Source organism: Legionella sp. W10-070 (assembly GCF_900640175.1).
GTDB lineage: Bacteria > Pseudomonadota > Gammaproteobacteria > Legionellales > Legionellaceae > Tatlockia.
In genome coordinates this window covers 80,838-107,824 of sequence record NZ_CAAAJC010000009.1, presented here as the reverse complement: position 1 = coordinate 107,824, position 26,987 = coordinate 80,838, and the positions used below count along the sequence as shown (strand labels likewise).

Here is a 26,987-nt window from a genome sequence, read left to right as displayed (position 1 = left end):
GATTGTGGTGATCATAGAATAGGCATAAAATCTGGATTGGTTGATTTGCTTAGTAATCTGCATGTCCGGGTGTTCTTGGGAATGGAATGACATCGCGAACATTGTTGACTCCCGTCACATAGCTTATCAAACGTTCAAAGCCCAGGCCAAATCCAGCATGAGGGACAGTGCCGTAGCGTCGTAAATCCCTGTACCATTGATAATAGTCCTTGTTTAAATTACATTCTTCAATGCGTTTGTCCAGTACTTCCAATCGCTCTTCGCGCTGGCTTCCACCGATGATTTCTCCTATTCCTGGAGCCAGGACGTCCATCGCGGCAACAGTGCGGCCATCATCGTTTAAACGCATGTAAAACCCTTTTATATCTTTAGGATAATCGGTAATGATTACCGGTTTTTTACAAAGCTCCTCGGCAAGGTAGCGCTCATGTTCAGACTGCAAATCGAGTCCCCAGCTTACCGGATATTCAAATTTGCGATCTGCTTTTTCTAGTGCGGCAATAGCATCGGTATAGGGCATGATTTCAAAATTCGATTCGATGATATGCTCCAGACGCTCGATACAACCGGGGGCGACAAACTGATTAAAGAAGTTCATATCATCTTCGCGTTCTTCCAATACCGTTTTAAATAAATAATGAAGCATTTGCTCGCTCAACTCACAAATATCGCTGAGGGAAGCGAATGCGAGTTCAGGCTCGATCATCCAAAACTCAGCCAGATGTCTGCTGGTATTAGAATTTTCTGCTCTAAAAGTGGGGCCAAAAGTATATACTTTGGACATTGCCAAACAGTAAGCTTCGACGTTTAATTGGCCAGAAACGGTCAGGAAGGTTTCGCGCCCAAAAAAATCTTTGGAAAAATCAACTTCACCTGACTCTGTTTTAGGCAGATTGAGTAAGTCTAACGTACTGACTCTGAACATTTCTCCTGCACCCTCACAATCACTGGCGGTAATGATAGGGGTATGTACCCATAAGTAGCCACGCTCATGAAAAAACCGATGGATTGCTTGTGCCAGGCAATGGCGAACCCGGGTGACGGCTCCGATTGTGTTTGTACGGGGGCGTAAATGAGCTACCTCTCTTAGAAATTCCAAGGTATGCCGTTTGGCCTGGACAGGATAGCTATCGGGACTGTCAACCCAGCCAACAACTTCAATTGCATCCGCCTGGATTTCAAACGACTGACCTTTCCCTTGGGAAATAACCAACTTGCCTGTGGCAATAATGGAGCAACCTGTGGTTAATTTTAAAATGTCAGTTTCATAATTTTCTAATTGATCAGTAACGACCAGTTGGATTGGTGAGAAACATGAGCCATCATGCAAACTAATAAAAGACAAGCCAGCTTTGGAATCCCGCCTTGTCTTGACCCAACCGCGTACAGTAGTAATTTCGTCTACACTGATCTCACCATCTAAACATTGCTTTACTGTATAGATTTCTGCCATTATTTAACTCCAAAAAGCGTAACTATCCCCTGATATCGCAACACAGTTTACTGAAGCAGTAAATATCCTCTGACTATGCAGTGATTAATAGCCCAGGCAGTAGTTTACTGAAAATAATAATTGCTTTTTAGCCTGTAACAATTAGTTTTGCAACCGGGTGCGATAACAGGCAAGAATGAAAAAGGAATGATACACTAAATAAAATGAATGGGGGAGCAGTAATGAAGCGGCTAATTTTATTAATTTTGATGATAATGCCGACATTTGGTCTTTTTGCGAAAGATACGATATTAAAACTTTATCAGCCATTTGGTGAAGCTATCCAGCAGGCTCCCATTGTTATTCAGCGGGAGGCTTCAGGAGAGTGTTGGCAACAGTCGCAGCGGATTAAGAGAGAGGATGCCTGGCGGTGTATGGCTGAGGGTAAGATATACGATCCTTGTTTTGTCAGGCAGTTCGGCTCCCATCAAGAAGCTGTTTGCCCTCAATCACCCTGGGTAGGAAGTAGCGTTAAAATTAACATGTCATTCCCGGTAGATAATAGCCAGCATGTTGAATTAAATATGGCTGAGACATATCCCTGGGCCATAGAATTAACGACTGGCGAAAAATGCCAGGCTGTTGATGAGGGTCAAGTTTATGATGGCTTGCCTGTGCGCTATCAATGTGACAACCAGGTTTTGTTGCTGGGCCATGTTCAACGATGCAAAACTCAGTGGAGCATGTTACAACACACTTCTAACGGTGTCTCAACTGCTCTGGTGGAAAGGGCATGGTTTTAAATCAATTGTTTTTGATTTTTCTTGCCTTTTTCCTGTAGACTGGAAGTTGTCCTCACTTGATTTTTATAGCAATTAAAGTGGATGACTGGCGTCATTACAGTCAAAAAACTGATTGGGAGTATGTTATGAATCAGTAAGGAATATTAGGTACTATACTAGTATTAATGAGCTTAAGGTTAAAAGGAGCTAACAATGTTTACCGGATATTTCCATTCTTACGTCATTGCCCAGGTGTTAGGTTTTTATCTGCTTATCATGGCCATAATTATGTTGGCGAGAGTCCCTTTTTATCGGCGCTTTTTAATGGGATTAACGGCAGATTATGGCAGCATAATTGTGGGGGCTTCTTTTGGCCTGGTGATAGGTCTGATTATGGTTGTTGTACATAATATATGGTCTATGGAGCCGCGGGTAGTAGTTACTATCTTAGGTTGGGTGATTTTGATTAAATCTATTTTATGGCTTGCTATCCCCGATACAATGGCTGTTTTCAGCAAAAAAGTTTATGGTGGCGCAGGCTATTATGTTGTTGTTGCTATTCTGGCGATTCTGGGCATAATTTTACTGACGAAAGGATTTTACCTTTTTATGTAGGATAATGAGTCCTGGGTATTTACAGGAAGATGCTGGGCGCTGACTTACACGTTATTGCGAACAAACCGCAAGCGTGTGAGTTGGCTATTCTTCTTTTGGTACGGCATCCTTGAAACCAGCAATACTTAAGCAATAACTGTTGATCTCACTGATAATTGGATAGGGTGCCATTGAAAAATTAAAGCGATTTGCATTATAGATCTGGGGTATGAGACAAATGTCAGCCAAAGTAACCTCAGTCCCATAGCAGAAACTGGTTCTTCCTGGCAAGGATTGCAGTTTTTTTTCCAAGGCATCAAATCCTGATTTCAGCCAATGGTGATACCAGGCCATGATTTGTTCTTCTGTTGCTTGAAACTGCTCTCTTAAATAACTTAACACCCGTAAATTATTCAGTGGATGGATGTCACAGGCAACCATTAATGCCATACTTCTCACCTCCGCGCGGCCTGAAATAGTCGGTGGTAACAGAGGAGGGGAAGGGTTTATTTCATCAAGGTACTCAATAATGGCCAATGATTGACTAATCACATGACCATTTTCCTCAAGCGTTGGTACCAACCCCTGGGGATTAAGTTGCAAGTATTCCGGGCTGTGTTGCTCTCCGCCATTTTTGAGCAAGTGCACGGAAAGCTTTTCATAGCTAATCCTCTTAAGATTAAGCGCGATACGAACCCGGTAGCTGGCAGTTGAGCGATAATAGTCGTAAAGTTTCACTTTATTCCTTATATCGGATGACGGTTTGTTCTATGGCGCCAAATAAGGATTTCCCCTGTGGATCGAGCATTTCAATCCGGATTGTATCACCATAACTCATATAAGGGGTTTTGGGCTTTCCTTCGGCAAGAATCTCAAGCATGCGTTTTTCAGCAATACATGAAGAACCTTTGCTCCGATCCAGATTGGAGACTGTTCCTGAACCGATAATCGTTCCGGCAGCCAGGAATCTTGTTTTTGCAGCATGAGCAATCAACTCAGGGAATGAGAAAGTCATATCTATCCCGGCATTCGGCTGACCGAAGAGATGGCCATTAAGGTGACTGCGCAAAGGTAAATGAACACGAAGGCCATCCCAGTGTTGTCCCAGTTCATCTGGTGTGATGGCAACAGGTGAGAAACTACTGGCCGGTTTTGACTGGAAGAAACCAAAGCCTTTGGCAATTTCTGCCGGAATTAAATTACGCAGGGAAACATCGTTCACCAGCATAAGCAGTTTAATATGATGTCCGGCCTGCTCTTTATCGATTTTCATAGGAATATCATCGGTGATGATTGCTATCTCTGCTTCAAAATCAATGCCGTAAGCTTCATCAGCTACTAAAATGGGGTCTCTTGGGCCAATAAAGCTGTCTGAGCCTCCTTGATAAATCAGCGGGTCTGTCCAAAAATTAGCAGGCATTTCGGCGCCGCGAGCTTTTCGTACTAACTCCACATGATTTACATAAGCACTGCCATCTGCCCATTGATAGGCGCGAGGCAGAGGGGAAGTCATCTGCTCAGCTTTAAAAGGAAAGGTATCTTTTACTTGCCCCTCATTTAATGCGAAATAAACTTCCTGTAATTGCGGTTCTATTTTCTGCCAGTTATCCAGTGCCTCCTGCAGATTTTCAGCAATTCTGTTTACTTTGGTAGCAGCGGTCAATCCTTGATTGACCACACACAACTCGCCATCACGACAGGTTAATGATTTTAGGCTCGCCAGTTTCATATCATGTCCTTTTAATGCGTTTCCTGTAGAGTCCCACGTTTGATTTGATCGCGTTCTATGGCTTCAAATAAGGCTTGAAAATTACCTTCACCGAAGCCCTGATTGCCACGACGCTGTATAATTTCAAAAAATACAGGACCAAATACATTCTCAGTAAAGATTTGTAATAGCAGGCCAGAGCTTGGTTCCTGCTCTCCATCAATAAGAATACGTTCCTGCTGTAATTTTGCGAGTGGTTCTTTATGCCAGGGAATGCGCTTGTCCACCATTTCATAATAGGTATCAGGTACATCAAGAAACGCAACGCCATGTTTCCTAAGTGTATGAACGGTGTGGTAAATATCTTCCGTATTAAGTGCTATGTGCTGAATTCCCTCACCGTGATACTCATGTAAGAACTCTTCAATCTGAGAAACATCATCTTTTGATTCGTTTAAAGGAATTTTGATTTTTCCGCAAGGGCTTGATAGCGCTCTGCTGATTAATCCTGTCATTTGTCCTTTAATATTGAAAAACCGGATTTCATGGAAGTTAAAAATAGATTCATAAAATTTGGCCCACTTATCCATGTTCCCGCGATAAACATTATGCGTCAGATGATCGATAAAGGTTAAACCACAGCCTTTTTCACTGTGGGCTGGTTTATGTTGCCAATCGCCTGCAAAAGGTTGATGATTTTCATCAACAAAATAGATCACGCTACCCCCAATTGCCTGGATGGCGAGCAAGCTATGGTTAGCATGCGAACAGTCTTCAAAAGCCACAGCACCCTGTTTGATAGCATGTTCATAGGCTTGCTTGGCATCTTTTACTCTAAAGCCCATGGCACATGCTCCGGCACCATGTGTAGCAGCATGTTGCTGAGCCTGGCAACTGTCTGCTGCATTGACAATAAATTGAATCGCTCCCTGTTGATAAAGGGTTATATCCTGATTGTGATGGCTAGCGATAATGTTAAATCCCATGTCGATGAATTGCTTGTGCAAGAGCGATTTATCTGGGGCTGAAAACTCCAAAAATGCGAAGCCATCCAATCCGCAGGGATTGTTTGCGGTGCATTCATTCATTTTAACTCCTTGTTAGTCCTGGTCATCCCAAGCCTGCTTAACAAACCTGGAGGGTTTTTTTGGCAAGCCAATAATCTTGTTAAGCACCATGAAAGTAACTGTTAAAAGTTAACAGAGTCCTTAACCAAATCCAGCGAAGCCTGGTGCCTTCACTCCATTGATTGGAGAATGTCAGGAGCGTGGCCTTACTAAGAAGAGGCCATCAGCAATTGCCAATAAACTGACATCCACACGATGGTCCTTCTTGATAAATTCATTAAGTCGACGAATTTCGCGTATCTGTCCTCCAATCTCTTGTTCATCGATTACTTTGCCTTCCCAGAAGATATTGTCAATAGCTATCACACCTTTTGGATTTATCAGCTGCAATGCCAGTTCGTAATAATTTAGATAATTGGTTTTATCAGCATCAATAAAAATAAAATCAAAACTATGCTCATAACCCTCTGCCAGTAAATCTTGCAAAGAAGTTAACGCAGGCGCCAGTCTTAATTGAATTTTTTTTTCTTGTTTGGCTTCGCGCCAGAAAGGGTGCGCTTTGGAGGTCCACTCGGCATTAATATCACAGGTAATCAGTTGGCCGTCTTCCGGCAGCGCCATGGCCATTGCCAATGCACTATAGCCTGTGAATGTGCCGAGCTCCAGGACTTTTTTTGCGCCAATCATACGGATCAAAAACTGCATAAATTGAGCTTGCTCGGGGGCGATTTGCATCTTGGCAAGGGGCATGGAGGATGTTTCTTCGCGCAAGGCCTGCAAAACAGGATTTTCTCGCAAAGAAATATCCAGCATATAATCATATAACTCGGACGTAAGATTTAAATGCTTCATCCCTACCACCTTAAGTCAATATAAACCCAAATATTAAGATTGGGTTGGTTAGTTGGCCAATTTTTCCTGGGCTAAAGTATCTGCAATTTCACTGGCTGGGAGATTTTCTTTTTGCGAGCGAGTAAAGATTTCTAACATCGATGTGCGGATACCATCTATCTGCTGGATAACCAGCGCTTCCGGTGTATTAAAATATTTACTGGCTGCAAAAATCAAGCCGCCTGCGTTAATCACATAATCTGCTGCATAAAGTATACCTTTCTCATGTAGCATTTTTCCATGGTAGGTATGGGCTAGCTGGTTATTTGCCGCACCTGCTATTATAGAGGTCTGCAATTGATGAATACTGATATCATTAATTACAGCACCAAGGGCACAAGGCACAAAGACATCACAAGGAACTTTATGAATGACATCGGTAGAAATCGGTGTTGCGCCAAACTCGTTTACTGCGCGCTCAACAGCTATGTTATTCACATCAGCAACTGTTAATCTGACTCCCAGTTCATGCAAGTGTCCTGCTAATAAATAACCAACGTGACCTAAGCCTTGAATTGCGATATGTAAGCCGCTTAGATTGTTTTTTCCTAATTGAAATTCAACGGCAGCCTCGATTCCTCTGAGTACACCTTTTGCTGTATAAGGAGAGGGATCGCCGTTGTGACTTGATAAGCTGGCTACATGGGGTGTGTGTTGCGCAATAATATCCATATCACTTAATTGGGTACCACTATCCAGGGCAGTAATATAACGGCCTCCCATTTCATTAACAAAACGGCCGAAGGCATGAAGATAAGCTTCCCGGTTGAAGGGCTTGGCAGGTTTGATAATTACAGCCTTGCCGCCGCCAAGCGGAAGGTTGACTGAGGCTGCCTTATAACTCATCCCTCTTGCCAAACGCATAGCATCCTGAATGGCGCTCATCGTACTGGGATATTCTATAAATCGACAACCACCTAAAGCAGGGCCAAGCTTGGTACTATGGATGGCGATAATAGCTTTCATCCCCGTTTCGCTATCGACTTTAAAATGAATATCGCCAAAACCGTGGGAAATTGCGTAATCTAGGAAGTCATCTTGAGAAATTGTGCTTGACTCATTTTTTTTCATTATATCAACAGACATCATCGACAAAACTCCGTGAATTTCTTGTGCCCATGTTATAGACTCATTCAGCAACTAAATCAATGCTAATAATCAACTTCGTAGTCGCTAAATCATGGTCTTTGATTGCTGCTTGTCAAATATGCTCACTCTTCACTCAGGAAAAAGTATATTTTGTTTGTAAATGCGTAGATAGGGTCATCCTTCGCTACCGATTACAGTAGTTTATACCCAAGATACATCAAAATGCCATTATCTTTTAACTTGAATCAAGATAAACAAATTGGAAGCATTCCCCGCATCGTGTAAACTGATTAAAAATATTGGAGAAAACAATGAAGAAACTGGCTGGAATAGCGGTACTGGCAATGTTTGGTTCCTTAGTAAACGCACAAGAACAAAAAGTGTTGCTTGATAAAGTTGCGTTTCAAGTTTCAGCGAAACAATGGGTGAGTACTCAAACTGCATTATTGACGGTAAATGTTAATGCTACTTTAAACCATGCCGATCTGGTTAAGGCGCGCGCACAAATAATGAATAGGCTTGCCAAAATTGCACCTGGTGAATGGCATTTGACACAATTTGAGCGTTCTCAGGATAGTTCCGGGCTTGAAAAGCTTTTTGTGACTGCAGAAGCCAGGGTGTTGCAAAATAACCTGACTAACATTTACCTGGATGCCAAAAACGTTAGCAAGCCAGGCGAAACTTATACAATTAACAGTATTGAATTCAAACCCGATCTTGACGAAGTGCAACAGGTCAAGCAGCAGTTAAGAGAGCGTTTATATCAGCAGGTTAATGATGAAATAAGTAGGCTGAACAAAGTGTATCCAGGTCAGCATTACACTCTTAATAATTTGGTCTTTTTTGAAGGAGACAGGGCTCCGTTACCACAACCCAAAGCTTATCAGGCACGTGAAATCAATACGATGGTGATGGCTGCTGCAGCTCCTGCATTGACCGTCAGCAATGAGTTGGTTATGAGTGCGGTGGTGGAGTTGGCTTCTAACCGGGAAGAGGGTAAAGCAGTTGCAAACAATTGAAAAAATTATTGGGCATCGAGGAGCCTCTGCCTATGCTCCCGAAAATACGATGGCGGCTTTCAATCAGGCCTTAGCGCAAGGGTGTCGTTATATTGAATTTGATGTCATGGTCAGCGTAGACGGAGAGCCTTTTGTTTTTCATGATGACACGCTGTCAAGAACTACCAATGGCCAAGGGAAAACCGGATTGGCTACCGCAGAGTATTTACAATCTTTAGATGCAGGACGATGGTTTTCCCGCCGTTATCGCGGTGAAAAAATACCTCATCTGCGTGAAGTACTGGAGTGGTTAACTGCTTCTGATGTCCAGGCAAATATTGAAATCAAACCTTACCCTGGCACGACAGAACAAACGACAGTAGCGGTTCTCTCCCATATTAATCAGTATTGGCCAGAAAATAAGCCATTGCCTCTGCTCTCCAGTTTTGATCTTGCTGCTTTAACGTTATGCCATAGTCTAGCACCCGAAATGCCGCTTGGATTACTGCTTGATAAATGGGATGAGGATTGGTTGCAAAAAGCCAGGGAACTACAGTGCTACTCCGTGCACTATAATAAGCGGGCGCTTACTGCTGCCCGAGTACGGGACATTAAACAACAAGGCTATGTCCTTTTAGCCTATACTGTCAATCGAAGACGGCAGGCAAAAAAGCTTCTCGACTGGGGGGTGGATGCAGTCTTTAGTGATTACCCTGATTTATTATGAGCCGACTATTTACATACGCGCTGTTATTCTTCATTTACTTAGGTTGTCTGCAGGCCAGATCGGTAGAGATTATCATGTGGCATTCACTTGCCGGGTATTTGGGGGATGAAATCAATCAGCTGACCAGTGATTTTAACCGCCGTTATCCTGATTATTTGATAAAACCTGTTTATAAGGGAGAATATACTGAAGCCATTACCAGCTTTGCTGCAGCTTTTCGAGCAAAACAGCCGCCTGATATGGTACAGATTTTTGAAGTGGGTACTGCAACCGTGCTTCATCCTGAGGGCATTATCAAACCCGTAGACGATATTATGCGAGAGCAAGGCATCAATTTGCCTAAAGCCAGTTTCCTTTCAGCAGTACGATCTTATTATAGTGATGATCAGCATTTACTAGCGATGCCTTTTAATATTTCTGTGCCGGTGATTTATTACAATGCGGATGTCCTGGCCAAACTTGGTTATACTCCAGATAAGTTTCCACAGACATGGCAAGAAATGGAAATCCTCGCTGAGAGGTTAAAAAGGGCGGGATCGGAGTGTGTTTATACTACCGCTTATCCAGCCTGGATACATCTGGAGTCTTTCTCAGCAATTCATGGGTTGCCAATGATTGATGCCAGTCACTCCCTGGCGGTTTACAATAATCCTGCTATTATTAGGCATCTTAATCGATTAAAAAATTGGCAAGAGAAAAATTATTTTGAATATGGCGGGCGTACCAATGATGCAACAGTGCTGTTTACCAGTGGTCGATGTCCCTTGTTTAGCCAGTCTTCAGGAAGTTATAACAGTTTATCTGAATTAGTCAAATTTCGTCTAGGCGTGGCTCCTTTGCCGTTGGATACTTCGATAACTACCCAACGGCATAATAACGTTGCAGGAGGCGCTGCTTTTTGGGCAGTGTCTGGACGCTCACCTCAAATTTACCGTGGAATGGCTCTTTTTTTTGCCTATATTGCTCAACCTGATATTCAACAACGCTGGCATGAACATACAGGTTATTTGCCTTTAGGATTGGATGGAATCTACGCTTCACTAACAGATACTAAACATCCGATTCTTGGTATTGCAAAATTGGATTTAGCGAATGAGCAGGATTCAGTGGCAAAATGCTCTGGGCCGCAAAACCTGATACGAGCAATTAATGATGAAGCGTTGGAGTCTATATTTGCTGGCATTAAAACACCTCAACAGGCTATTAATGAAGCGGTAGCACGAGCGAACTATACTTTAATGCGTTTTGTGAGAAATACAAAGCAAACAATTCACAACCAGATAGGTTAGAGTAAGACCCTCTGGCCATCCCAAAAGGATTTTTCTAATCTGCCTGCAGCATTCCTATATTTCGATTTATACTATTTGTTTGTAAAATGTATAATTTGAAATTTGGGGTTGTATGATAGATTAAGGGGGCTATTTGTATTGATAACTCATGTTACGCACGTGCGTAACATGAGTTATCAACGTCTCGTAAAATAGCAGAGGTTGATAAATACATTGACTATAGACACCGTGGTCGATGCCACGGTGATTCGTATACTACGAAAATAGCTAAAGTCGAGGATATTATTTTTTTAATTAGGCAACGTCCCTGAATTTTTTTTAAATTTATTTCCTATGGCACTGAGGAGGCGCATAGTACTGTCTCGAGCCTTTAGGAACCCGTAAGAACTTCAATACAGCGCAGTAGCTTCTGCCCCGAACGATTAAACACTGATCTAATGGGTTCCTTGGCCGCATCAGCATTATTTAATCCTTAATTTAGCTTTGGATAAATTCGCAATCTTAAATAAACACAGTATAATTCTCCTTTTTACTATAATTAAACAGGCATGAAGCTTTTGCGCGGAATAAATAAGGTACCCTGTTTTTCAGAGGGTTCGGTTGCTACAATCGGCAATTTCGATGGGGTACATCGAGGACATCAGGCTTTATTGACACAATTGAAGCTAAAGGCTGATCAAATGCGACTGCCTTTGGTGGTTTTGTTATTCGAGCCACAGCCCGGAGAATATTTTTATAGGCAACAAGCGCCTGCAAGATTATCAAGTCTTCGTGAAAAGCTGGATGTTCTCAAGCAATGCCAGGTGGATTACGTTTATTGCCTGAAATTTAATAAAGAATTGGCATTAATGCCAGCTGATAAATTTGCTGAAGATTATTTTTTTTCCTTACTGCAAGTCAAATACCTGCTAGTGGGCAGTGATTTTCGCTTTGGACGGCAGCGCTTGGGGGATACTCAGTTTTTAAAAAGAACGGGACAAGAGTTCGGTTGTGTTGTAGAGGCTTTTCCAGATTTTTCTCTTGATAATGAACGAGTCAGTTCGACAAAAATAAGACAGGCTTTGGCTGAGGCTAATCTTACCCGGGCTTCCCTGTTATTAGGGAGATCATTTAGCCTTTGTGGTCGAGTGATTAAAGGAGATGGTCGTGGCAGGCAGTGGGGGATACCAACGGCTAACCTGAGCCTGCACCGATTAACATTACCTTTGCAGGGTGTATTTTGCGTACAGGTGAAAAAAGAGAATGAATGGTTAAAGGGGGTTGCCAACATTGGCAGCAGACCCACTGTCGATGGCACAAAGAATGTCCTTGAAGTCCATCTGTTGAATGTGGATGAAGATTTATATGGTAAATTGCTGCAGGTGTTTTTTTTGCACAAACTACGTGATGAGATTAAATTTTCATCTATAGAGGCTTTGAAAAAGCAAATCAATGAGGATGTTACCGCGGCTAAATTCTATTTTCAGAGTAATAATTTTATGGATAATTTTAGTCTTATCGTTCAGGACCGGATAAAAGCCTGAAGTCAGGATGTGTCCTGGAAAGAATATAAAATTATCAAAACTAACCACTAAGAGTAAATACAAGATGGCAGAATACAAAGATACCTTAAATTTACCACATACAGACTTCCCAATGAAGGCTAATCTTGCTCAACGTGAGCCGCAGATGCTGGCTGGCTGGGAGTCTAAAGGTATCTATGAAACCATCAGGCGGGCACGGAAAGGCTGCGAACGGTTTGTGCTTCATGATGGTCCTCCTTACGCGAATGGACATTTGCATTGTGGCCATGCGTTAAATAAAATTTTGAAAGATATTATCAATAAATCCAAATGCTTAAGTGGTATGGATGTTCCTTTCGTTCCTGGCTGGGATTGTCATGGTCTGCCTATTGAGCTCAATGTGGAAAAAAAGGTTGGCAAGGCCGGATTGAAAATTGGCGCCGCTGAATTTCGTGCTAAATGCCGCGAATACGCGGCCAGTCAAATTGACATCCAAAGAGAGGAGTTTAAGCGCCTCGGAGTGTTTGCTGATTGGAAGCATCCCTACATGACTATGGATTATACTTATGAAGCTAATATTGTCCGGGCTTTGGGCAAGGTGATTGAAAACGGTCATTTGCAGCAAGGATTTAAACCTGTACACTGGTGTATTGATTGTGGTTCTGCATTGGCTGAAGCTGAAGTAGATTATGAGGACAAAACATCCCCATCCATAGATGTTGCTTTTCGGGCAGTGCATCCTGCCGAGATGTTAGCAATAATTGGCGGGGCATTGGTGGTTAAGCCAGTTATAGTGCCTATCTGGACAACAACACCCTGGTCGTTACCTGCCAATGAAGCGGTTGCTTTACACCCGGAATTTGAATATCGGTTGGTGGATGCTGGAACGCAGTATTTTCTAGTGGCTGCCGAGCTTGTCGAGTCAGTGATGGCTCGCTATGGGATTGAAGGGTATCAGATTGCCGGTAAAGCAAAAGGAAAGGTTTTTGAGAGAATTTCCTTACAACACCCATTTGATGAGCGGGAAGTTCCTCTGGTTCTTGGCGAGCATGTGACAACTGATTCTGGTACCGGTTGTGTTCATACCGCACCTGCTCATGGGCCGGAAGATTATCAGGTAGGGGTCGCTTATCATCTACCCTTAATTAATCCTGTAATGGCTAATGGTTGCTATAATGCGCAAGTTCCCTTATTTGCTGGTCTTTCGATCTTAAAAGCCAATGACAAAATCCTTGAAGTATTAAGTGAGCAGGGAAATTTACTTCATAATGAACCTCTTCGCCATAGTTACCCTCATTGCTGGCGCCATAAAACACCAGTGGTTTTTCTTGCTACGCCCCAATGGTTTATAGCAATGGATAAGAACAATTTGCGCCAGGCAATAGCTAATGTCATTGCTCAGGTCAGCTGGATTCCTGAGTGGGGTAAGGCAAGAATTACCAATATGGTTGAAACAAGACCTGACTGGTGTATTTCAAGGCAGAGGGCATGGGGTACGCCCATGCCTTTATTTGTAAATAAGACAACGCGTGAACTTCATCCGGATACTGTAGCGTTAATTGAAAAAATTGCTGTCAAAATAGAAGAAAAGGGTATTGATGCCTGGTTTGAACTGGATACTGCGGAGTTTCTGGGGGAAGATGCAGAGCATTATGAGAAAATTAATGACACCCTGGATGTTTGGTTTGACTCAGGTGTTTCTCATTATTGTGTTCTTAAACAAAACGAGGAGCTGGGCTTACCAGCTGATATTTACCTTGAAGGTTCTGACCAGCATCGTGGCTGGTTTAACTCTTCATTGACAACGGCAGTAGCTATCTACGGGGATGTACCCTATAAAACAGTACTGACTCATGGCTACACAGTTGATGCTGACGGCAGGAAATTATCCAAATCCCGAGGGAATTATGTTGCCTTGGATAAACTTGTAAACCAGCATGGTGCTGATATCTTGCGTTTATGGGTTTCGTCAACTGATTATCGTCATGAAGTGAGTATTTCAGAAGAAATCATCAAGCGTAATGCCGATGCTTATCGTCGCATTCGCAATACAGCGAGGTTCCTGTTAGCCAATTTATTTGATTTTATACCAGAAACTCATTCCCTTGAAGTGGATCAATTAGTTGAGCTTGACCGATGGGCCATAAAGCGTTGTCAGCAGTTACAGCAGGAAATTATAGAGGCTTATAGAAATTATAATTTCCATCTCATCTATCAGAAAGTGCATAATTTCTGTGCGGTTGATATGGGTGGTTTTTATTTGGATGTGATTAAAGATCGCCAATATACTGCTCCCCAAAATAGCATTGCCAGACGTTCTTGCCAGACAGCGATGTTTCATATTATCCACGCTTTAACGCGATGGTTGGCACCAATTTTATCATTTACGGCGGAGGAAATCTGGCAAGCGATTCCTGGGAAAACCAGTGATACTATATTTGTAGAGCAGTGGTATGACAAATGGCCGATTATTAGCGATGTCGATATGGCGTCCTGGCAGCAGTTGCAGACTATCCGTGACGAGGTTAACAAGGCCATTGAAACTCAACGTAAAGAAGGAATAGTTGGTTCTGCATTGGCGGCAGAAATAATACTTTATGCTGATGAAAAGCCTTACTCTTTGTTGAATAGGCTGAGAAATGAACTCCGGTTTATTTTAATAACCTCTGCAGCGGTAGTAGAGCTAAAACGGGCTTCTGAAGGTAAAAATATCATTGTCTATAATGAAGAATTAGGCGTAGGGGTTGCTGTAACTGCAAGCCCCTATGAAAAATGTAGCCGTTGTTGGCATAGGCGAGAAGAAGTAGGAACTATCGCAGCTCATCCGGAGCTGTGTCAGCGATGTGTAGATAACATTAGTGGTAATGATGAAGTGAGACATTTTGCATGAAAAAATGGCCTTGGTTCTTAATAAGTGTTGTTATAGTTCTGCTTGATCAGTGGTCTAAGTATTGGGCTGAAACGCATTTTATTCCTTATCAGCCAGAAGCCTTGATTCCGATGGTTAATTTTACTCTGGCATATAATACAGGCGCTGCATTTAGTTTTTTGAGTGGCACAGGAGGCTGGCACCGATGGTTTTTTGCTGGCTTTAGTGTGGTGATGAGTTTAGTGTTAATTATTTGGCTAATTCGATTGCCAGCAAAAGCCACTCTGCAGTCATTTTCACTGAGCCTTATATTAGGAGGGGCAATAGGTAATCTATATGATAGAGCTGTTCTGGGACATGTCATTGATTTTATCGATGTCTATTATAAAAATTACCATTGGCCTGTTTTTAATTTGGCCGATAGTGCGATTTGTATTGGGGCTTTTTTACTCCTGGTTGATCTATTTAAAAACCCGCTTGATAAAAAGAAAAATAGTAATTCTTCTTGATTATTGTCAAACCACTGGCGCTCCATCCGGGCTACCATTAATTAACACCAACCGTACTCTTAATCGCATGTGCGTAACATGAGTAAATCATTCGATTTGGACTGTGTCGGGAATTCTAGTACAACGTTTCACTGAATCTGTCCAATTTGTCATTCCCGCGCAGGCGGGAATCTATCTCTCAGGTGAAGTTGAGGAGCTAAATTGGGCTATGGATTCCCGCCTGCGCGGGAATGACAGACAGAATCAGTGAAACGTTGTACTAGGGTCTGTTGACAATTGGAACCAGAGCCTACGTTCCCACTTTATGCGCGGGAAGTGAGTTATTATTACCTTCCTGCAAATAACCCCCGGAGGGGATTGATCTATTACCTACGGCTTAGTGCCGATGTTTAGGCGAATGCATCAGCTGACAATGTTTCCGGGTTAATAATGCTTACTGCTGCAACAGATGGCAAACTCAGGTAATGTTCTGCTTCATCCCAGTCAATTTCAGCCGGGTATAAGCGCAGCATAGGCAGGCACTTGTTTAGCGAAGCACAGAAGGCCAGATTGGCAGGATAAGGTCTTGCCTGATGATAACCTAGAGCCATCACCTGCATTGCTTCCGAAATTGTAGCGATACCAGGAAGGTAATTCATTGAGTAAATCGCTGCTGTTTGGGCAATTGCTGGTAAAAATCCAGGACTAGACGCAAAATGCACGCCTGCCTGATAACAATCCTCCAGCTGTTGTGTGTTGGTAATATTGCCTGCGCCTATGCGTAAGGAGGGAAATTCCTTGATAATTCGCGTTAAGATGTTTGTTTCATTGCTATTGATTTCAACGACAGCAAAACCCGCATGAGCAATTTGCCTAAGTTTGTCGAATAAAAAAGCATCAACATCCAAAGTTAAAATAATTGATTGATTATCAAATAATTTCTCAGTCATCATGATTTATTCGCCAGCAGGCTGCAACATCTGTTCATGTTAGAAGAGTTGCAGCCGCTTATCAAGTACTAAGAGTAAGGTTTTAGCGTTCGCGCTGTTTTAAATGGATTTGGCGCAGTACTTTGTTTTTCTTCCCTTTGCATTGGGCTTTCTTTCGGGCGTGCTACTTTGGTTACATTTTCTTTATAAGCAGAAACACCAAAGCGTTCCATGTTGGCCAATAAACTTTTCATGGTTTGTTCCAATTTAGGAGCTCCGGGTTTTTTCTCCAAAGCACGCTGCAAATCCCTGAAATCAGGCTCCAATGCCTGATGCATTTCTTTGTTAGTCTGCATTAATCCATCCTCAACGCGTTTTAATGCTCCTACTGTAGGATTAGCCTTCATAAGTAAAAGGACATGGCGGTAGCTTTGTGTTGTTGAAGTATTTGTCTTGACAGAATGATTTGGCGTTGGAGCGAGCACCGGACTCATTCGTGGCGCGGTTGCTTGATTTGGGGCAGGAGCCGCTGTTTGCTGATTCATTAAGGTGACTACATTGGCTTGTGCCGCTTGTATTTGGGTAAGTTGATTGGTAACAAGCAGAATCTCCTTTTGCATGTTTTCACTGCGTTTGGTAAGAGATAACTTCTTTTCATTATGATCGTTTGTTTCCAGTCCTTTATTATGGAGCACTAAATTTTTCAAACTACTGATGTCGGGACGCGCACGTTCATAATTTTTTTCTGCTCTGTTTTTTTCTTCTGTAGTTAACGAGTCAAAATCTTGGTTGCGACGCAGTAAGTAGTGCCGGCCGTTTTTATCAACTACAATTTTCTGGTCATTAGATAATATAAAAGCAGCGTCTTTTAACGATTTGGTAATTTCACCATTGGCTGTACAGGCAGTTTTCTTGCCGGTGAGCACAGCAAGCATGTCTTTAAGCCCTTGCATCTGCAGATGAGTACCGTTATGCTCATTTAGCAATCTAACAGTATCTTTATTCATCTCCACACATTTTCCAAGTTCGGTAGCTTGATGGTCGAGTATTTTATTAAGTGCATTGATTTTATTATTAAGGAATTCGACTTGATCGTCCTGCGAACCCTGTCGTAATAAGCTTTGGCTATCCTGTAAGGTGGAGATTCTTTCTTGGATCTTTACGGCTTTTTTCAGGAGGAGTTCTTTTTCCTGGCTAAGCGTGTCTGACTTTTGCGGATCAATGGCAGCCTTCATTTCATTAGTATATTTATCGAGCGCTGAATTAATCTGGGCAAGTTTCTCTTGCAACGCATCAATTCGTTCCTGTGGATTAGCTACCTGATTATCAAATAGTGCAGTATAGTCATCCAATTCATCAAGGTGGTTATCAAAAGCATCATAGCGGCTATTAATAGTTTCACCTTGCATTTCAATTTTATCTGCTTCCAGTTCAAGGGACTCTGATTCTTTCAGTTTCACTTCCAATACTTGTTGAAGACCTTCAATAGAGCGTTGATAATCCGCATAGGCTCTCGCATAATCTGCTCGAGTTCCTGCGTAATCGGCATTGGAGGTTGAGTGAGGCTGCTGATTAAGTTTTTTATCAATTTGCTCCTGGTTTGCCTCATTTTTTTCTCTGGCTTCTGCGGCTTTTTTATAGAGCAGTCCCAGAAGCAATGCAGCCAGCATGCGATGCCTTCTTGTCAGTTCATCCTGACGTTCTTGTTCCAATTCTCTTCGAAGCGTTGCTATTTCTGCAATTTGTTGACCAATCATGGCGATAACAACCTTTCCTTCTGGTGATTTCAGGAAAGTGATAACATCCCGGGCTGATTTAAGGCCGTAACGGCTAAGATATTGGGTGGCAAGATAAGAAGGGTTCACTTCAGGTTCGCCGGGTTTGTGCTGGGGATTTTTCTTAAATTGAGCGTCTTTTGCTTCTAGTTTTGCAAACCATTGTTCAAGCTGGGAAGAGGTTAATGTGACTTCCTTTTGATTTTTGGTCGTTAATTGCAAGGATTCCGCTGATTCATTTTTTTGTGGATTCTGGCTTCTTAAATCGTTATCGGCTTTAAGATTTTCATCCGCATAACCTTCTTTTAATTTTTCCATAGTTAAAGGTGTGCGAGCATCTGATTTAGGAGTTGTAGCCATGACTGTACTCACAAAAAATTTAATATATTATTAAATTATACACGATTAGACTGATTAGACAATAGTCAAAATGGTTTCAAGGAGAGCTAAAATAACCTCAGTTGGCTAAGTTTATGTCCAACAATTTAGTATGTTGCCTGATGGCACCCCCTTAGGGCCGTTGGTAATACCTTTTTGTCCCAGACTATTAAGAGTCAATGTCTGACATGCTCTGTCTTTTGCCTGAGCGTTTCTTGGTGTCGCCTGCAGACTATAGGAATTCGTAGTTTGAGAGGTGATAGCTAAAAGATACCAATGCTCAGCCGAAAGGGTATTATTCCTTACATCCGTTTTTTTTCCTGCTGCTAATGTAGCATCCTCATAAGTATGCTCCTTGGCAAAATAGTTTTCCATACGGTTTGCCAGTTCAAATAGAGCCAATTGACCATCAGCCCGTCGAGTCTGGAGAAGGTGATTAAGGTAGGCAGGATAGGCAAGAAGAGTGAGGATGCCTGCTATCAGCAATATCAATGCTAATTCAAAGAGTGAGAAACCGCCAATATGCTTAACCTGAACCATGGATTTGAATGACCTGCTATGCTTCCTGATAGGAACACTACAATATTCATGGGTATGTGGCAAGTCAATCATTTTCGCAAAATCATAGGCTCCTTGGCTGGCTCACTTCTGCAAGTGATAATGATTTAAGTGTCAGGGGCAAATTTCTTTTAGACTGAAGGAACCCAAATTTCACCTTGCAAATACAATTGACAGTATCCCGATAAAATTACTCTATCCTGATTTACCTCACACCATAGTTCCCCTTGACGGTTCCCGCCTTGGCAAGCATGAATTTTTTTCTTATTGAGACGTGCGCACCAATAAGGAGCAATAACACAATGAGCAGAACCGGTTACCGGATCTTCAGGAACATCACAACCAGGATAAAAACACCTTGAATAAACATCAGATTCGATTGCAGGGGCTGAGAAAATAATACCTCGGCATGGCATATTCGCCAGGGTATTTAGATCAGGTTTTGCCTGTTTAACCGTTATTGCGTCATTAAAGATACATAATATATCAAACTTACTTTGATATATTTCATCTGGAACCATTTTTATTGCTGTTATCAGTTCAAAGCCGGGATCTTCTATCTTGGTAAAAGGTAATGCAGGAAAATCCATCTGCAATAAATTGCCTTCTTTCCTTACTGTTAATATTCCGCTTTTGCTTTTAAATGCAATTTCTTTTTCTTGATACCCCAACAATTCGAATAAAACAAAAGCACTAGCTAATGTAGCATGTCCGCATAAATCAACTTCCGTATTTGGTGTGAACCAGCGTATTTGATAATGTTTGCCATCTGGAACAATAAACGCTGTTTCAGATAAATTGTTTTCTCTCGCAATAAGTTGCATAACAGTATCATCCAACCAATATTCTAATGGACAAACAGCAGCAGGATTTCCCATGTATAATGTGGAGGTAAAAGCATCTACTTGATAAATGGGTTGTTTAATCATTACAAACCTCTTTTTTAAAATTAGACTTATTTTACATAGCTTGTTAATATATAGCAAGCTATGTAAAATAAACAGGGAAAAATGTATCTCTCAACACTAATCAAAAAAGCAAGTCGATTATTAATTAAAAAAGCCAATGAATTACTAAAGCCATATGGTCTTACTGACGCCTATACTTATTTTTTAATGGCTCTTTATCAACACGATGGTTTGACTCAATCCGAAATGCACAAACAAATCGGTATTGAACAACCCACGGCTGTTAGAACGCTTGATCGAATGGAACGTGATGGGCTTATTATAAGAATTCCAAGTACAACAGACAGGCGAGCTATTGAAATTAGATTGACTGAAAAAGGACGGAGCTATCAAAAAATTATTGAGCAATGTGCCTATGAACTAAATCAATTTGCTTTAAATGGCTTTAAAGAAGAGGAAAAAGACACCATTAAACACCTGCTGCAGAGATTAAATGGTAATTTTTAATCCAAATTTGGTATTGTAGAAATTGCAGGCTATCGTAAAAATTTACCTGCAATTTAGATAGTTATTTAAAATACCTGGACTCTATATTACGCAAGGATGGTGTATGAGCAATAAAATTTTTCATCGTAAATTGCGCCGTGATCTTGGCCTGTCGGGTGCAACCATGATGGGCTTGGGCTCGATCCTCGGTACGGGTGTATTTGTCAGCATTGGTGTTGCAGCCGGGGTGACAGGTCCATCGGTTGTTTTTGCCATTATTCTGGCTGCATTGGTTGCAACCTGTAATGCCTTATCGAGTGCACAACTTGCAGCCAACCATCCAGTAAGTGGTGGAACTTATGAGTATGGTTATCGATATCTTCATCCGACGATGGGATTTACTGCTGGCTGGATGTTTTTATGCGCCAAGACCGCTTCGGCCGCAACGGCTGCATTGGGTTTTGCGGGGTATTTTTTACACCTGTTCGGATTTAGAACAATTTCTATTATTCCTGTTGCCGTAACAATCGTTATTGTTCTAACCTTGATTGTGTTAAGCGGCATCAAGCGATCTAACAAAACCAACTTGATTATCGTATCAATAACATTGCTATCCCTTGTGGTATTTGTTGCTTTTGGATTCCCCATTTTGTTGCAAAATGGTGGACAAAATCTCTCCCCCTTTTTTCCAAAAACGACTACTGATGGTTTCAGTCATTTTTTGTATGCGACTGCTTTGATGTTTGTTGCCTATACAGGCTATGGGCGTATTGCCACCATGGGTGAAGAAGTTAAAGAACCTGCAAGCACCATCCCCAAAGCCATTATCCTCACCCTGGTTGCGAGTGCGGTCATTTATATTTTAGTAGCAGTCGTTGCCATTGGCTCTGTCGGCTCGACTCAACTGGCAACGGTCACAGAAAATAGAGCAACACCCCTTGAAATAGCGGCCAGCACCATGAACCAGCCTGGACTGGTTATTCTTATCGCTCTTGGTGCATGCACCGCTATGTTAGGCGTATTGCTGAATCTCATTTTAGGATTGTCACGGATGGTGTTGGCTATGGGACGTCAACAGGATTTACCAGAATTATTTGCTATGGTTTCCAATAAGCATCGCACGCCTGTTGCGGCGGTCGTTGGCATAGGACTTGCCATTGCCGCTCTTACCTTGTTTGGCAGCGTTGAAACCACCTGGTCCTTCAGTGCGTTTACAGTGTTAATATATTACTCGATTACCAATCTGTCAGCTCTGTATTTACCCAAAGAACAGCGATTGTATCCAAATTTCATTGCAGTGTCGGGCCTTATTTCCTGTTTGTTTTTAGCCTTCTGGGTTCCCCTGACTATTTGGTTGTCTGGTTTGCTTTTGATTGCGCTGGGGCTAGTATGGCACGGCTTCCATCGTTACTACTTAAAAGGTCGTCGTTAGACACCGCACTGACTAAACTGTTAGGCTTGGTAAATCCTTCAAATATCAGATCCAATTATGAATAATCAACAAGCAATCGCGGACTTAAACGCATACAAACAAATCGAGATCAACAGCGAGAAGAACCTGCAATTTTTTCTTGATAAACACAGTACCAAAGAAGGTACCTGGGGACGCTTGACCGTTCATGAAGGTACCATTAAGTTTGTTTTTCTCGATGGCCATGGGCATGAACTGTCTCATCATACCGTAAACTCCAAATCCCCAACGCTTGTCATACCGCCTGCATCATGGCACAAAATTGCCTCGACAAGCGCCGAGTTCAAAGCCAGCTTGCAGTTTTTCTGCCAGCCGCATCGCTATTTTGAAAAGAAATATCGCCTGGCACCTATCCATCATGACTTATGGTACATCCACCAAACATACCTGCGAGAGCAGGAGGAAATGTCAATTCTGGATATTGGTTGCGGCTCAGGTCGAAATCCATTGGTTTTTGCTTTGGCTGGACACAGGGTTATTGGTGTAGATAAGAATGAGGAAGCTATTGCGAATATTTGCCATATCGCAGCACAAGAGCAATTATCGAATATTGAAGCTCAGGTTTATGATTTGAATAAACCGCTTCCAATCAAAGATAAATCGTTTGACTTTATTTATGCCACCGTGACCCTGCAGTTTTTAAATCCGTCCAGCATTCGGCCGTTACTGACAAAACTGCAATCCCTAACCTCAATAGGTGGAATGCATTTTCTGGTTTTCCCTATCAAGGCTGAGCCCTATACTTATCCTGAAAGTTTTACCTATCTGGCAGAAGCAAATGAGTTGTATCATTTTTATCAAGACAGTGGCTGGTCGATTCTGGAGTACAAAGAAAAACCAGGTCAACTGCATAAGCTGGATGAAGATGGCAAGCCCAGACAAGGTATATTTGGTCAGCTGCTTGCTCAGAAGCACTTATAAAGCCTCAATGGATAGCTAATGAGAAAGAAAATAAAACGAGGGTTATTGAGATGGATATTTTAGGATTAATCAAGAAAAGGTGTGCTGTTCGCGCTTATACAGATAAAGCATTAAAGGAGATGGATATTGAAACTATCCTTCAAGCCGGTCAATACGCTCCAAGCCCTTTAAACTCGCAACCCTGGCATTTTACGCTGATTCGCAACAAAGAAACTCTAAAAACACTGTCTACGAAAGCACGCCATGCTTCATTCCTCTCACAAGCCCAGCTTTTAATTATCGTTACGGTTGATACGGAAATTGATATTGATACCTGGTTAAAACAACATAACCAGCACCTATACAGCGGTGGGGCTGCCATGCAAAATATGTGGCTGGCAGCTGTTGCCCTTGATATTGGTTGTTGCTGGGTTACCTTGGATGAGTCTTTTACCAAAAAGCAAATAGCAATCCCAAAAGAACATACCATTATCGGTGGGTTGGCTCTGGGGTATCATAAAGAACCTATTAAATCTCATGCCAAAAAAGACAGGAAAGCCTTGCCTTTATCCACTTCTTTTGAAAAATTTAATCTCCAGGAAAACTGTGAAACAGAAAGCTGTTATACCTGCCTTAAACTGGTGCCAAAATCAGCGGCTAATTCGTTTGAGGGGGAGGATTATGTCCGCTATTTTTGTGGCAATGAATGCTATGTGGAATGGAAAAAACAAACCCAAAAGTGGCTTGATGAAGGTAGCTGATAATTATTGACTGTTTTGATGTCAATTTCACCTGGCTATGCTAAAATGTGTTCTAAAAATAAGCAGGGCAACATTTAATGACAACATATTGTGGTTATATCGCGTTGATTGGGCGGCCTAATGTAGGTAAGTCAACATTACTAAATCGTATTTTACATCAAAAATTGAGTATAACCTCGCGTAAGCCTCAAACTACTCGGCATAGTCTTCTCGGTATTCAGACTATCGAGGATTATCAGTATGTTTATGTTGATACGCCAGGTATCCATCAAGGTTCAAAAAAGGTAATGAACCGGATGATGAACAAAACAGCCAAAAGCGTCTTACGTGATGTGGATGTTATCGTCTTTTTAGTCGATGGGACTTATTGGACGGATGAAGACGAGTATATCCTTCGTTTGATTAAGAATGCTGATGTACCCTGTATCCTGGCAGTTAACAAAGTGGATAAGGTTGCTGATAAATCCGTGCTGCTTCCTCAGTTGGAGCAGCTAAGCCAACTTCATGATTTTTCTGCTATTATTCCATTATCTGCCAAAACAGGAGTGCAGGTTGAGAACCTGGAGCAACACTTAAAGACATATTTGCCAGAAGGTCCTCACCTGTTTGCAGAAGATCAATTTACTGACCGTCCGATTCGCTTTTTATGTGCAGAGTTGTTGCGGGAAAAGATTTTTCGTCTTTGTGGTCAGGAGTTACCCTATGCAACCACTGTAGAAATTGAATCCTACAAGGATGAAGGCAGCCTGGTACGAATCCATGCGTTGATTCTGGTGGAAAAAGAAAATCATAAGCGTATTATCATTGGAGATAAGGGGAAGAAACTGAAAGAAATAGCGACTGCTGCTCGTTTAGACATGGAAAAGCTGCTGGATAAAAAAGTCTTTCTACAATGCTGGTGCAAGGTAAAATCAGGTTGGGCTGATGATGAGCGCATATTAAAACAATTAGGTTATGACAGCTGAAGCATTTGAAGCATGGGTTTTACATAAACGTCCTTCGGGTGACAGCAGCCTTTACATAACTTTTTTCACTCGTGAACGGGGAATACTACATTGTTTGTGTAAAGGAGGACGGACCCCTAAAAAGCAGGCCATTCTACAGGCGTTTACTCCCTTGTGGTTATCAGTGGAAAATCGAAAGGGAAGGCATTATATGCAGCAGGTTGAGAATAATGCGTTGCCACTGGAGCTGAAGGGAAACAGGCTGTTCGCAGCTCTCTACATCAATGAACTGCTATATTATCTCCTTAGTCCTCTGGAATCTCAAATTGAACTTTTTGATGTTTATCTGGAAACGCTTCATGGCCTTGCTGCTGCAATGGATAATTTGACTATAGAAATCTTACTGAGACGTTTTGAATGGGCCTTGCTGCTTGCCTGTGGGCAGCAGGTTTCATTTACCCGAGAGGCTAACTCAACTCATTTGATTAATAGTAATCTTAACTATCAATTTGTTGCCAATGAAGGCTTCATTCCTGCAAATGAGGGTTATATTGCAGGAAAAGAAATCCTTGCTCTTGCACAGGGCTGCTTTAACGAGGTGAGAACATTAAAGGTAGCCAAATTTATTATGCGTCAGGCTATTGATCACCTTTTGGGAGGAAGAGAATTAAAATCACGAGCTTTATTCCTGATTAAAAAATAGCTGGCAACAAGATGAGGCTTCATTTTAAATTGGTTGCAGGAAAGGCCTTGCTGTTGAAGTTCAAGGAATGAATCTTGGGTGAGGGGTGCCATAAAAGGCATTGAATACCCTTTATGGCAGGCTATGAATTAATGCCAGTATTTGTTTTGAAATTCTTTTACCGCTTTTTCTGCCTGATCTTTAGAATAACCATAGTGTTTTTGCAGTTTTCCGTAAATTTCCTGCTGGTTTCCTTCTATTTCATCTAAATCATTATCAGTCAGTTTGCCCCAGACCTGTTTCATTTTTCCCTTTGTTTCTTCCCATTTACCTTGGAATATATCCTTATTCATATTAATCTCCTTATTTAATGGTTGAAATGATTACATATAAGACTAATGATAAGCATAGTCAATTAAGATGAGTCTTGCAAAAATTAATAATTCTTTTGCGAAATAGCTTCTAAGTGAAATCTATTAAAAAGAGTACTTTATAGGTTCGGCAAAGCTTACTATAATCAACAGCCTAAATGGTAAGGGAAGATGGATCTATGGAGAAGACAAAGAGGAAAAAGTACAAGATTGGTTTAGTTAGTCTTAAATTTGCCGGAATCGTCAAGATTATATCCTATGCTGCTGGTACCGCCTGGAGTTTTATGTTAGCACTGCTTTTAATTCTCCTGTGGGTACTCACAGGGCCTGTATTTCAATTTTCATATACATGGCAGCTTATTGTTAATACAGGGACTACAATAATCACATTTTTAATGGTCTTCCTGATTCAGAATACTCAAAACAGAGATACTAAAATCATTAATTTAAAGTTGGATGAACTGATTAAATCAGATAGAGCTGCTGAAAGTTTAGGTGTATTATCTGATGAGGAATTGAAGATACTGGAAACATACTACAAAGATGTATCTAATGAGCAAACGAAATCTATAGATTAGCTGTTCGATTTTTTCACTTGCAAGTAGAAAGAAAGAGGGGGTGCCCCCCCCTCTTTTTATCTTTGCTAATCGTCTCTACGGCAAGACATCCCCCAATGAGCTCCCACGCAAGCGGAAACAGCGCCAATAAAAAACAAAATAAATACTATAAAAGCACTCCAGGCCAGATTGTCTGCGGGTACATTGGCTCTTATAGGGGGGGCGTTTGCGATGCCAGCGGTGCCTTCAGTACCTACCTGAGCGGGCTGAGCCGGATCCATAGTAATGATGATTGGATTGGAAACGGGACTGGAGTAAGCGGCAACATAATGACTAAAATGCCCTGCTGCCACAGCGCTAAGGATTAAAGCAACGCTCCAGGTAGTAAACCCATAAAGAATACCGAGGTTTCGTTTTGGGCAATACAAACGTCCCAAATAGCCGGCGGTGTAGCCAGCAACGACCATAGAGACAATTATCCCAATAATAATGCCGATCATGCCTCCAATAGCAAGAATCATAGCTCCTTGATTATCCAGGGTAAATGCACTTAGCCCAATCGCAAGACCAAAGAGATTCAATAAAAAGCCAAGACCCAGTCCAACTAATGCTCCCATAAAAATCGCTGTCCACGAGATCCGTTTAAAAGGATGTACTGTACAATGATGATGTTGATGGGGAGGAAGCTGATGTTCCGGTGTAGTAATATTTTCGTGAGCCATATTAACGTTCCTTGTAAAATGTAGATAAATAATGCCTGCAGGCAGATATTAAAAAATTCGCGCTAATAGCCAAATTAATATCAAGATGCCTAAAGGCACTCCCAATAAC

27 protein-coding genes are annotated in these 26,987 nt (G+C 41.8%); 15 read left to right on the top strand and 12 right to left on the bottom strand.

What is annotated here, in order from left to right:
* Positions 1-49: 49 nt before the first annotated feature.
* The gene (gene asnS / locus E1O65_RS05540) at positions 50-1,453 is read right to left on the bottom strand and encodes an asparagine--tRNA ligase (protein WP_133132602.1); all 1,404 of its coding nucleotides are present in this window, start codon (positions 1,451-1,453) and stop codon (positions 50-52) included.
* A gap of 221 nt (positions 1,454-1,674) precedes the next feature.
* Between asnS and E1O65_RS05535 the strand changes: the two genes are divergently transcribed.
* Positions 1,675-2,235 carry a hypothetical protein gene (locus E1O65_RS05535; protein ID WP_133132601.1) on the top strand — a complete coding sequence of 187 codons (561 nt, stop codon included), beginning with the start codon at positions 1,675-1,677 and terminating at the stop codon, positions 2,233-2,235.
* Positions 2,236-2,427: 192 nt separating this feature from the next.
* Positions 2,428-2,829 (top strand): hypothetical protein, encoded by a 402-nt coding sequence (locus E1O65_RS05530; protein ID WP_133132600.1) that lies wholly within the window; start codon positions 2,428-2,430, stop codon positions 2,827-2,829.
* Positions 2,830-2,913: 84 nt separating this feature from the next.
* Here the strand turns inward: E1O65_RS05530 and maiA are convergent, their stop codons facing one another.
* From maiA to E1O65_RS05505, 5 genes are all read right to left on the bottom strand, one after another.
* Positions 2,914-3,546 (bottom strand): maleylacetoacetate isomerase, encoded by a 633-nt coding sequence (maiA, locus tag E1O65_RS05525; RefSeq protein WP_133132599.1) that lies wholly within the window; start codon positions 3,544-3,546, stop codon positions 2,914-2,916.
* 1 nt (position 3,547) lies between these two features.
* Positions 3,548-4,537: a fumarylacetoacetate hydrolase family protein gene (locus tag E1O65_RS05520; protein WP_133132598.1), complete on the bottom strand. Its 990-nt coding sequence runs from the start codon at positions 4,535-4,537 to the stop codon at positions 3,548-3,550.
* An 11-nt stretch (positions 4,538-4,548) separates the two neighbouring features.
* A complete protein-coding gene (gene hppD / locus E1O65_RS05515; RefSeq protein WP_133132597.1) occupies positions 4,549-5,604 on the bottom strand; it encodes a 4-hydroxyphenylpyruvate dioxygenase in 1,056 nt (351 codons plus the stop codon).
* A 171-nt stretch (positions 5,605-5,775) separates the two neighbouring features.
* On the bottom strand, positions 5,776-6,435 hold the full coding sequence (locus E1O65_RS05510) for a class I SAM-dependent methyltransferase (RefSeq protein ID WP_133132596.1): 660 nt from the start codon (positions 6,433-6,435) through the stop codon (positions 5,776-5,778).
* Positions 6,436-6,483: 48 nt separating this feature from the next.
* A complete protein-coding gene (locus E1O65_RS05505) occupies positions 6,484-7,563 on the bottom strand; it encodes an amino acid dehydrogenase (protein ID WP_133132595.1) in 1,080 nt (359 codons plus the stop codon).
* Positions 7,564-7,874: 311 nt separating this feature from the next.
* Here E1O65_RS05505 and E1O65_RS05500 point away from each other — a divergent pair, with 311 nt between their 5' ends.
* The 6 genes from E1O65_RS05500 to lspA all read left to right on the top strand — a co-directional run bounded on the left by E1O65_RS05500 (position 7,875) and on the right by lspA (position 15,457).
* A complete protein-coding gene (locus E1O65_RS05500; protein ID WP_133132594.1) occupies positions 7,875-8,582 on the top strand; it encodes a hypothetical protein in 708 nt (235 codons plus the stop codon).
* Positions 8,569-9,288: a glycerophosphodiester phosphodiesterase gene (gene ugpQ, locus E1O65_RS05495; protein ID WP_133132593.1), complete on the top strand. Its 720-nt coding sequence runs from the start codon at positions 8,569-8,571 to the stop codon at positions 9,286-9,288. The genes E1O65_RS05500 and ugpQ overlap by 14 nt, the downstream gene beginning before the upstream one ends.
* A complete protein-coding gene (locus tag E1O65_RS05490) occupies positions 9,285-10,577 on the top strand; it encodes an extracellular solute-binding protein (RefSeq protein ID WP_133132592.1) in 1,293 nt (430 codons plus the stop codon). The genes ugpQ and E1O65_RS05490 overlap by 4 nt, the downstream gene beginning before the upstream one ends.
* Before the next feature lie 548 nt (positions 10,578-11,125).
* Positions 11,126-12,100: a bifunctional riboflavin kinase/FAD synthetase gene (gene ribF, locus E1O65_RS05485; RefSeq protein WP_133132591.1), complete on the top strand. Its 975-nt coding sequence runs from the start codon at positions 11,126-11,128 to the stop codon at positions 12,098-12,100.
* Between the two features lie 64 nt (positions 12,101-12,164).
* Positions 12,165-14,969 carry an isoleucine--tRNA ligase gene (gene ileS / locus E1O65_RS05480; protein ID WP_133132590.1) on the top strand — a complete coding sequence of 935 codons (2,805 nt, stop codon included), beginning with the start codon at positions 12,165-12,167 and terminating at the stop codon, positions 14,967-14,969.
* The gene (gene lspA, locus E1O65_RS05475; RefSeq protein WP_133132589.1) at positions 14,966-15,457 is read left to right on the top strand and encodes a signal peptidase II; all 492 of its coding nucleotides are present in this window, start codon (positions 14,966-14,968) and stop codon (positions 15,455-15,457) included. The genes ileS and lspA overlap by 4 nt, the downstream gene beginning before the upstream one ends.
* 389 nt (positions 15,458-15,846) lie before the next feature.
* On the opposite strand, the gene E1O65_RS05470 is transcribed toward lspA, so the two are convergent.
* The 4 genes from E1O65_RS05470 to E1O65_RS05455 form a co-directional block, all read right to left on the bottom strand.
* Positions 15,847-16,389, bottom strand: a complete 543-nt coding sequence (locus E1O65_RS05470; RefSeq protein WP_133132588.1) for a multidrug DMT transporter permease — start codon at positions 16,387-16,389, stop codon at positions 15,847-15,849.
* Between the two features lie 65 nt (positions 16,390-16,454).
* On the bottom strand, positions 16,455-18,500 hold the full coding sequence (locus E1O65_RS05465) for a hypothetical protein (RefSeq protein WP_133132587.1): 2,046 nt from the start codon (positions 18,498-18,500) through the stop codon (positions 16,455-16,457).
* A gap of 111 nt (positions 18,501-18,611) precedes the next feature.
* Entirely contained in the window at positions 18,612-19,130 is a 519-nt protein-coding gene (locus E1O65_RS05460) for a type IV pilin protein (RefSeq protein ID WP_133132586.1), read from the bottom strand.
* A 77-nt stretch (positions 19,131-19,207) separates the two neighbouring features.
* Positions 19,208-20,005 (bottom strand): PhzF family phenazine biosynthesis protein, encoded by a 798-nt coding sequence (locus E1O65_RS05455; RefSeq protein WP_133132585.1) that lies wholly within the window; start codon positions 20,003-20,005, stop codon positions 19,208-19,210.
* 81 nt (positions 20,006-20,086) lie between these two features.
* Between E1O65_RS05455 and E1O65_RS05450 the strand changes: the two genes are divergently transcribed.
* The 6 genes from E1O65_RS05450 (at position 20,087) to recO (ending at position 25,249) form a co-directional block, all read left to right on the top strand.
* Complete coding sequence (locus E1O65_RS05450; protein WP_133132584.1) at positions 20,087-20,491, top strand: MarR family transcriptional regulator; 405 nt, start codon at positions 20,087-20,089, stop codon at positions 20,489-20,491.
* A 103-nt stretch (positions 20,492-20,594) separates the two neighbouring features.
* Positions 20,595-21,902: an APC family permease gene (locus E1O65_RS05445; protein ID WP_133132583.1), complete on the top strand. Its 1,308-nt coding sequence runs from the start codon at positions 20,595-20,597 to the stop codon at positions 21,900-21,902.
* A gap of 57 nt (positions 21,903-21,959) precedes the next feature.
* Complete coding sequence (locus E1O65_RS05440) at positions 21,960-22,862, top strand: DUF1971 domain-containing protein (protein ID WP_133132582.1); 903 nt, start codon at positions 21,960-21,962, stop codon at positions 22,860-22,862.
* Between the two features lie 50 nt (positions 22,863-22,912).
* Positions 22,913-23,602 carry a DUF3330 domain-containing protein gene (locus E1O65_RS05435; RefSeq protein WP_133132581.1) on the top strand — a complete coding sequence of 230 codons (690 nt, stop codon included), beginning with the start codon at positions 22,913-22,915 and terminating at the stop codon, positions 23,600-23,602.
* Positions 23,603-23,679: 77 nt separating this feature from the next.
* Positions 23,680-24,567 (top strand): GTPase Era, encoded by an 888-nt coding sequence (era, locus tag E1O65_RS05430; RefSeq protein ID WP_133132580.1) that lies wholly within the window; start codon positions 23,680-23,682, stop codon positions 24,565-24,567.
* Positions 24,557-25,249, top strand: a complete 693-nt coding sequence (gene recO / locus E1O65_RS05425; protein ID WP_133132579.1) for a DNA repair protein RecO — start codon at positions 24,557-24,559, stop codon at positions 25,247-25,249. The genes era and recO overlap by 11 nt, the downstream gene beginning before the upstream one ends.
* Positions 25,250-25,377: 128 nt before the next feature.
* On the opposite strand, the gene E1O65_RS05420 is transcribed toward recO, so the two are convergent.
* The gene (locus E1O65_RS05420) at positions 25,378-25,581 is read right to left on the bottom strand and encodes a CsbD family protein (protein ID WP_133132578.1); all 204 of its coding nucleotides are present in this window, start codon (positions 25,579-25,581) and stop codon (positions 25,378-25,380) included.
* A gap of 197 nt (positions 25,582-25,778) precedes the next feature.
* Here E1O65_RS05420 and E1O65_RS05415 point away from each other — a divergent pair, with 197 nt between their 5' ends.
* The gene (locus E1O65_RS05415; RefSeq protein WP_133132577.1) at positions 25,779-26,177 is read left to right on the top strand and encodes a low affinity iron permease family protein; all 399 of its coding nucleotides are present in this window, start codon (positions 25,779-25,781) and stop codon (positions 26,175-26,177) included.
* Positions 26,178-26,242: 65 nt separating this feature from the next.
* On the opposite strand, the gene E1O65_RS05410 is transcribed toward E1O65_RS05415, so the two are convergent.
* Positions 26,243-26,878 (bottom strand): hypothetical protein, encoded by a 636-nt coding sequence (locus E1O65_RS05410; protein WP_133132576.1) that lies wholly within the window; start codon positions 26,876-26,878, stop codon positions 26,243-26,245.
* Positions 26,879-26,987 lie beyond the last annotated feature (109 nt).